Source organism: Paenibacillus terrae, assembly GCF_005217525.1.
GTDB classification, from domain to species: Bacteria; Bacillota; Bacilli; order Paenibacillales; family Paenibacillaceae; genus Paenibacillus; species Paenibacillus terrae_C.
Genome location: NZ_PNXQ01000005.1, coordinates 292,597 through 299,424, shown reverse-complemented (window position 1 = coordinate 299,424; position 6,828 = coordinate 292,597). Strand labels below are relative to the sequence as shown.

Annotated in this window: 5 protein-coding genes; all 5 read right to left on the bottom strand. The window is 32.6% G+C overall.

Annotated elements, in window-relative coordinates; genetic code table 11:
* Positions 1 to 273, bottom strand: a 273-nt coding sequence (locus C1I60_RS24715) for a hypothetical protein (protein ID WP_212734434.1), incomplete at its 3' end; no start/stop codon positions are given.
* Positions 274 to 517: 244 nt separating this feature from the next.
* Complete coding sequence (locus C1I60_RS04565) at positions 518 to 835, bottom strand: FaeA/PapI family transcriptional regulator (protein ID WP_137060683.1); 318 nt, start codon at positions 833 to 835, stop codon at positions 518 to 520.
* A gap of 2 nt (positions 836 to 837) precedes the next feature.
* A complete protein-coding gene (locus C1I60_RS04560; RefSeq protein ID WP_137060682.1) occupies positions 838 to 1,731 on the bottom strand; it encodes a phosphoribosyltransferase-like protein in 894 nt (297 codons plus the stop codon).
* A 626-nt stretch (positions 1,732 to 2,357) separates the two neighbouring features.
* Positions 2,358 to 3,407, bottom strand: coding sequence for a hypothetical protein (locus C1I60_RS04555; protein ID WP_137060681.1), 1,050 nt, complete (start codon positions 3,405 to 3,407; stop codon positions 2,358 to 2,360).
* A gap of 561 nt (positions 3,408 to 3,968) precedes the next feature.
* The gene (locus C1I60_RS04550; protein WP_137060680.1) at positions 3,969 to 5,357 is read right to left on the bottom strand and encodes a DUF5677 domain-containing protein; all 1,389 of its coding nucleotides are present in this window, start codon (positions 5,355 to 5,357) and stop codon (positions 3,969 to 3,971) included.
* Between the last annotated feature and the right edge of the window lie 1,471 nt (positions 5,358 to 6,828).

Here is a 6,828-nt window from a genome sequence, read left to right as displayed (position 1 = left end):
AGCTTTCAAATTATAGCTAGGTGTTGAAATAGTTCTTAGAGACCCGTTTGATTTAGCTATTTGGTATTCTTTATAAAACTTGTTTGAACTTATTATATAATATCCCAGTACACTGCTTTCGATTCCCATTAATAGTGATAAATGTTTATTATCAAATACAACAGGTAATCCCTGATCAATTAATCCTTGTGCATATTGTATACAAGCTTCTTTGTATCTTTTTCCATATCCTTTTTCTACTAACATTGATTCCATTAAGTTTAAGTAGTCCATGACACCCTCATTTAAATAGTCAGTAGCTTCTACTTTAAATCTAGTCTTTAGAGCTACTTTTAACTTGTTTTGAAAATTTGCAAATTATTGATGTGATTTTCATTAATCATTTGCAACTGCAACGGTTTTTGTTGCAGTTGTGAAAAGCAGCGGTTTCCTGCTTTTCACATATCAATTAAGTGACATTAATTAAGATAGAGACTCTCTACCATATCTAGAAGACTACTGACTATTATATAATATTTTACTTGATTTTTTTTGTAAATCCAATAGGAATGTATACTTCATCAAAACCCATTGGTTTTTTTGTGAATATACTTTTAACTTCGAACGAGTCAAAGTAATCTATGTTTAGCATATTATACTCTTCTAATAACTTTATAGCAGTTGAAGTAAGTTTATAGTACCCATCTAATGCTAACAAGTTCTCCTCTTGAAGTTTATTAATTAAACTTTCCACCTGAAAAAAACTTAGTCCAAAATTATCACTAATCTCTCTATAGGAGTAACTTGCCTTCATCGAATTAAAATACACTAAGATCAGTAGATCCTTATAATCCATTCTTACTTACCTCCACTCTTTCTTTTAACTGACAGGTTCTGTTTTGATCTGGTATTTTTTTTATTTCTTCTTAGTTGTGTATATCTTTTAAACAAGGAATTCCACTCTTCTCTTTTCCCAGAAAAATCTGTATGATACCAGAATGAACTGATGGTGTTATTAGGTATGTTATGAGAAAATCCTATCAATAGTTGGCTATCCCGAAATCCCATTATATTCTGATTTCCTTTTCCCCAAATCGTTTCTTCAAAATCATTAATTAATTTTTTATGCGAATCATTTAAAAATTTATGGTCTTTGAAAATCTTATCATACTTATATTCTGCAATTACTTTTACATCAAGTTCTGTTTGAGTAACTAGGTACTCATCGATAATTTTCTTTGCTGTTTCAGTAATTACTATAAGTCGTATAATAATTTTTTTTCCAATTAAGTAACTCTTGTTTTCTCTAAGAAAAGTAACTATAGTACCTCCAGTTCCAGATATATCATCAAAAAAAACTAGAGTGGATATATCTGCATCTATTTGATTTAAGCCAACTTTTATAGTATCTTTATACAACTCTATATCATTTTCCTTAATTACTTCCTTTAAAAGCATTGTTAAGTCAAAAGAACTGTTTGCTATACCACCTTTAGAGACCATAGGAATAATACATATATTTTCAAGGATTTCACTATCTAGAACATCTTCTAATTGCCTCTTTAGCATTTCTTTAATTTCTAACTTTGTAAAGAATATAAATTCTGAAAATAAATGCAGTAAAATCTCTTTTACTTCCTCGAGATTAGTGTTCTCTAACCAAGATACCACTTTACTTTCTATATCTTTTGTATACCGTTCTTCTTGACCATATTTCTCTATAAAAACTCCGACTGCCTCATTTATGTTCATTTTGACCCCTCTAGTTAGAAGTAAGAAATAGATTTTGCACGTGAAGCATTTATAGGGAGCAGGTCTATTCTCTATAAATTTTTATAACAGCGACCTAGTCCCTTTGGCTAGGTATATTAAAATAATTAGCAAGACCACCAATAACGAATAGCCCTCTCAATATATGAGCAACTTGTCTTCCTTCAGCATAGTACGTTTTAGCCAATTGCTTTCACCTCGTTGCAATATCTCAACCTATACAAGAGGACTATATACCCAGAACAAAGGAAACACATTAGCCCATTATTCTACTAATTCCTGCATAATTCTTCTTTATTTCTTACACTATAGCATATTCATGGTGATATATGGAACAAAAAAACCCTTGAATAATACCAAGGGCCTAATTTAGAGTATGTGTACAATTTTTGTGAATTTTAGTTTAATCCCGATTAATGAAGCTTACTTAAAATGCTCTATACCACCACCGTAGACACCACTCGTAAATGGAGGGTCGTGAGGTATATGTTCCTCCAGCTCTCTATCTTTTTTTCCTATTGACTCGGTCATCACTTACGCTAGAATAGCATTTTCTCTTAGTAGAACTCATGCTTAAAAGGATTTGACAGGGCCTTCTGTAACCTTATTTATCTAATATGCTTCTCTATTTTTTCAAACCATACAGTTTCCCATAACATCATCGAATGTTCCTCAAACCATTCCGACCATGATGAAGGATTTTTCTCAATAACTCGATTATTATTCTCATGCAATACTATTTTATAAATTAATCTTTTTACAACCTCAAATAAACTCTCTATATCCCCCTCAAATATCTCTGAGAGATCCCACCATTTACTCATACTTGGATGTCCACCAAAGAAATTCCTTAAATCATATAGCCGAGTAAGTAAAACTTTTTCAGACGCAGTCATTCCAAATGCATTTAAAGTTAATTCTCTTTGATTATTTGTTCCATTGATGCTCATACGTTCTCGTGCATATTGCTGTATAACATCCACTGTCTTATCCAGAGAAGTAATAGCTTCCTCATCGAATTGCCCATCATATAGCTTGCAGGCATTTATGTAATTAAAGAAGATTCTATGAATAAACGGGTCTAGAGCATTTATTTTATTTACCCAAAAAATTAGACTTCTTTCTCTTGCTCCATACTCATAATGAAATCTTATCTTAGTTTCTCTCATAAAAGCTAAAGTAAAATCATCTTTTACTCGTTCATCTTTAGGAATAGTGAGATTATACAGACTATCGCCTCTAAAATCACATGAACGACCATAAACGATATTTAAGGAAGACATCACATCAACCATACGACTTCTAGCAACATATTGAGAAGCAAAATGAAAAAACCAGGAAATAGCATCATAAACGTACTCATCGTTGCAGATTTTACTAAGTCCTTTATCCCAAGAGGGCATTAGCACGCCGACAAATAAACTTTCACGTTTATCATTGGGTGCAACTATAAGTTCATCTGAGATAAGACTGAAATTTAAATTTTCGGAATCAACAAGATTTCTTATCATTATTTGCACTCTACTATCACAGTCGGCAATATGATTATTTAATACCTGAGTCAATGAATTAGTAAACTTATTAACACTATTTAAAGGAAGGTTAGCTTGAGACCATTGACAAAATTTACTTTTAAATTTGTCTGTATTTTGATGCATTAGGTTTCCCCCATGAATATTACCTTATTAAGTAAGATTTATTGAATGATCTCAAGTTGAACTATATGTAATTTTTAGTTCTGAGTACCGTTTCATTTTTATATTAGTTTCTCCTGACAGCAATGTTTAGAAACTCCGATCTTCTCCACTACGCTTTTGTACTCCTTCTGAAACGTATCGGCTATAAACTGAAATCCAATGATTATCATCACCGCCATACTAAGTATGTTAACATCGTTTTTGAACCTTATTTAAGCCACATGGTGGGAAACTCACATGTGGCTTAAACAAACCGCTTTCTTATGAATGTAACCCGACTTCTTCGATTGGTGTATTATCTTTAATGCTCGGAATTTCTTCAAACATCCCATTACTTATATGAGTATGCCTGAAGGATTCTATCTTACTTTTTAACTCTACTACACTTTGCGACTCGAATAGCATTTTAACTCTCTCAATGTGCCTGCTCGACCTCAGCTTTTGTAGAAACTCTAATCTATATAAAAAAACAAAAAATACCTTTGGGTCAAGAGAGGGCAATCCATATTGGAACTTCTTACTTTATTCAGATGAAGAAAATTCATTGTGTATTTCTTGCATATACTGTAGAAATTCACTCCTTGTTTGAAAATAAAGTTCTTCCAAACTAAACTTTTCAAATATATCTTCACCAATATAACCGTTAATTAATTCTATATGCATATTTATAATATCGATAATATGAGGCATTGCATCAATATAACGGGATGCACTGGGGTTAATGGTCAAGTGAAAATTGTGCTCTGGATTTGAGCATTCTGTCATTAGTCCAGAAAGTACAGCAGTGAGTGAGGAATGTATAAACTCACTATTGTATTCATAAAATTTATCATAATCATTTTTTAATCCGAGTTGAATACAGATTTCTCTTACAGACTTTGTGAAATAGTCACCATTTATTGGGATAGGTGCAATCAAATTGTTTTCACTTGCAACTCTTAAAATATCTATATCTTTTATATCTTCCCGTCCAGTACGTTTAAGAATGTGCAATCTTAACCTATCCAATGCATAGTTTTTGTATTTTTCCACTTCGTTATTTTCAATAAGATACTTAGATTGCCAGTAATTATCAAAAAGGACTCTGGTGCTCATTGAAGATAAAATTCCATTTACACCAATTAATGAGATGTTCAACTCACTCAATATTCTTAGACTATATATAAATTTGCTTAAAAGCACTTGTTCATTATCGCTATAATTTTCCCAATATTTTGATACATGCTCAGTTATAACTGAGATATAAGGTATTACTCCCACGTTCTTAGGATAGTACCTTAATTCTTGATATTCTACTGAACATAATGACTCTTCAATTAATATTTCTTTAATGTTATCAGACATGCTGTCAATTACAGTTTGTTCATAGCCTGTCATAGTTAAGGGTAAATATGTAGCATTAATAATAGAACAATGGTCTGTTAGATTTTCTTCAAAGCTTAATTCCTCTTCAAAAAAATTATTGATATGTTTTGAATATCCCTTCTTAATAAGATGAAAGTATCGACTTAATACGTTATAAGGATGGTCTTTCGTTTTCAAACCTTCAAACTCCGACTTATAATTTTTTACATTTAACCCCTTTATAATTTTCTTTTCAAATTTCAATCCGTAAATTTCCAGAATATCAGATATTTCTTTAGCCTCCTTATCAGTGAGCATCCATTCAACTAAATTTGAACTATTGCTTTCAGCATACGAAATGATCTCACTCAGATATTCCCCATAACCATTATGCGAAATTAAATCAATTATCCATAAATGTCCAATGACAAGGCTATATAAGTATATTGAAGACCTTTTACCATTATCCATATTGTAAGGATTAACTAATTTACCTACTTTTTTATCGAATTTGAAGTCTGTAATATTAGGATTTAAGATTTTCTCATATCTTTCTTCCTCGTTCACTATAACAACATCTCCTATTCATTAGATTAAGAAGTATTATGTTAAAGACATTCACGACAAATAATTTCTATCTCAACAAATTATCTTCTTAGAATAAACCGTGATCGTATAAACGTGGTCAGTCTTTGAATTACTGACTTCATCTGCTTCAATAATTGTCATCCATCAAGTTCAGCTTTAACTACGTATGAAGAAAGAACTTCTCTCATTCATAAGCCTTGTTTAATATACATTTCAAGGGTAGTTCTATTCCTTGATAATAAGTAACTACAGAAACTCTAATTACAGGTATTTGATAATCACACCAAAAATAAAAGACAAAAAACTTACCTTTATAATACTTGCTTAAATATCTAGCAAATCCCAGCACCTGCTCCAATCACTCACCGAGATAGAGTTCTTTTTAATGAGTTTGTTTAATTTTTGGATAGTATGAAAGTGGCTCTTCGCTATACTGGGTGGTTAATGACACGTTTGATAGGTTAATAGAGTGATTTGACATGGAGCCTCTGCGGGCATGAGTACTCGCGAAAGCCGCGAAGCATAGGGACTTCGCGATGCTAACCAGCTTATCATGCCCGCCCTCCATATAAAATCGCAGTCTATTTTACCCATGCCCAATAACGAGGAGGCATGAAAGTTATAGCGAGCCTCAGCATTATATTGTTTCTTATCGCTAGAGAATAGTAGATTAGGATGTTCTGCTATTTCTAAAATTCATTAAATGCTTTTATACCTTTACTATTCAGAAAATCTCATTCTATAGTCACGACCTTTAATGTGAGTCCAATTACATTGTACCATATGTTGGAATATCCCACTTCGGATCGTAATATATTCTCTTCTGGTTGCTGAGCAGATGTGTACTGCCCTCCAACGCACACTCAATCAGTCATTTATCTGTAAACTAACCCCGACTATCTATAAGTACTTTGTTCCCGCTGCCAAAAAAAAACTCTCGTTGAAGAGTGGGCAATCCCACATTAACTTCTCATTCATTACTTCCGTTCCTGATCAACAGTGAGCAACACTCCACATGCCTTATATATGTAAATAAAATATGTTCCCACACTCCACCCTAAAGCGTTTTTTTGAATGCAAGAACATATTCAAATTCCCCTCAAACCCTCGTACATCATTACTTCTTATCTCGATATATTACTACCACGCACTCCACGTGTGTCGAGACAGTGAAAGGGATATATTCCTTTTTATTATATATATTACCTATATTATCAAAATCCGTTCCTTCTCACAACACCCCCTTTTTCCAGATGATGCCCGTTCTCCCTTCACTTCTATCGATCCCACTAGTTCCATATGAGCCTGTATTTAATTTACCCGAATCCATTAATCACAATTAAATCAGCTCAGTTCCTGACTTTGAAAGGCAATTGCTCAAAATTACTTTCAGCTTTCCCTCCTCCCATATCTCCTGCTTCCAGTATTACACATTGAAAATAACCCAACG

Coding starts and splice junctions, on each gene's coding strand:
- C1I60_RS04565 (WP_137060683.1), bottom strand. CDS start 835: ATGGATTATAAGGATCTACTGATCTTAGTGTATTTTAATTCGATGAAG.
- C1I60_RS04560 (WP_137060682.1), bottom strand. CDS start 1,731: ATGAACATAAATGAGGCAGTCGGAGTTTTTATAGAGAAATATGGTCAA.
- C1I60_RS04555 (WP_137060681.1), bottom strand. CDS start 3,407: ATGCATCAAAATACAGACAAATTTAAAAGTAAATTTTGTCAATGGTCT.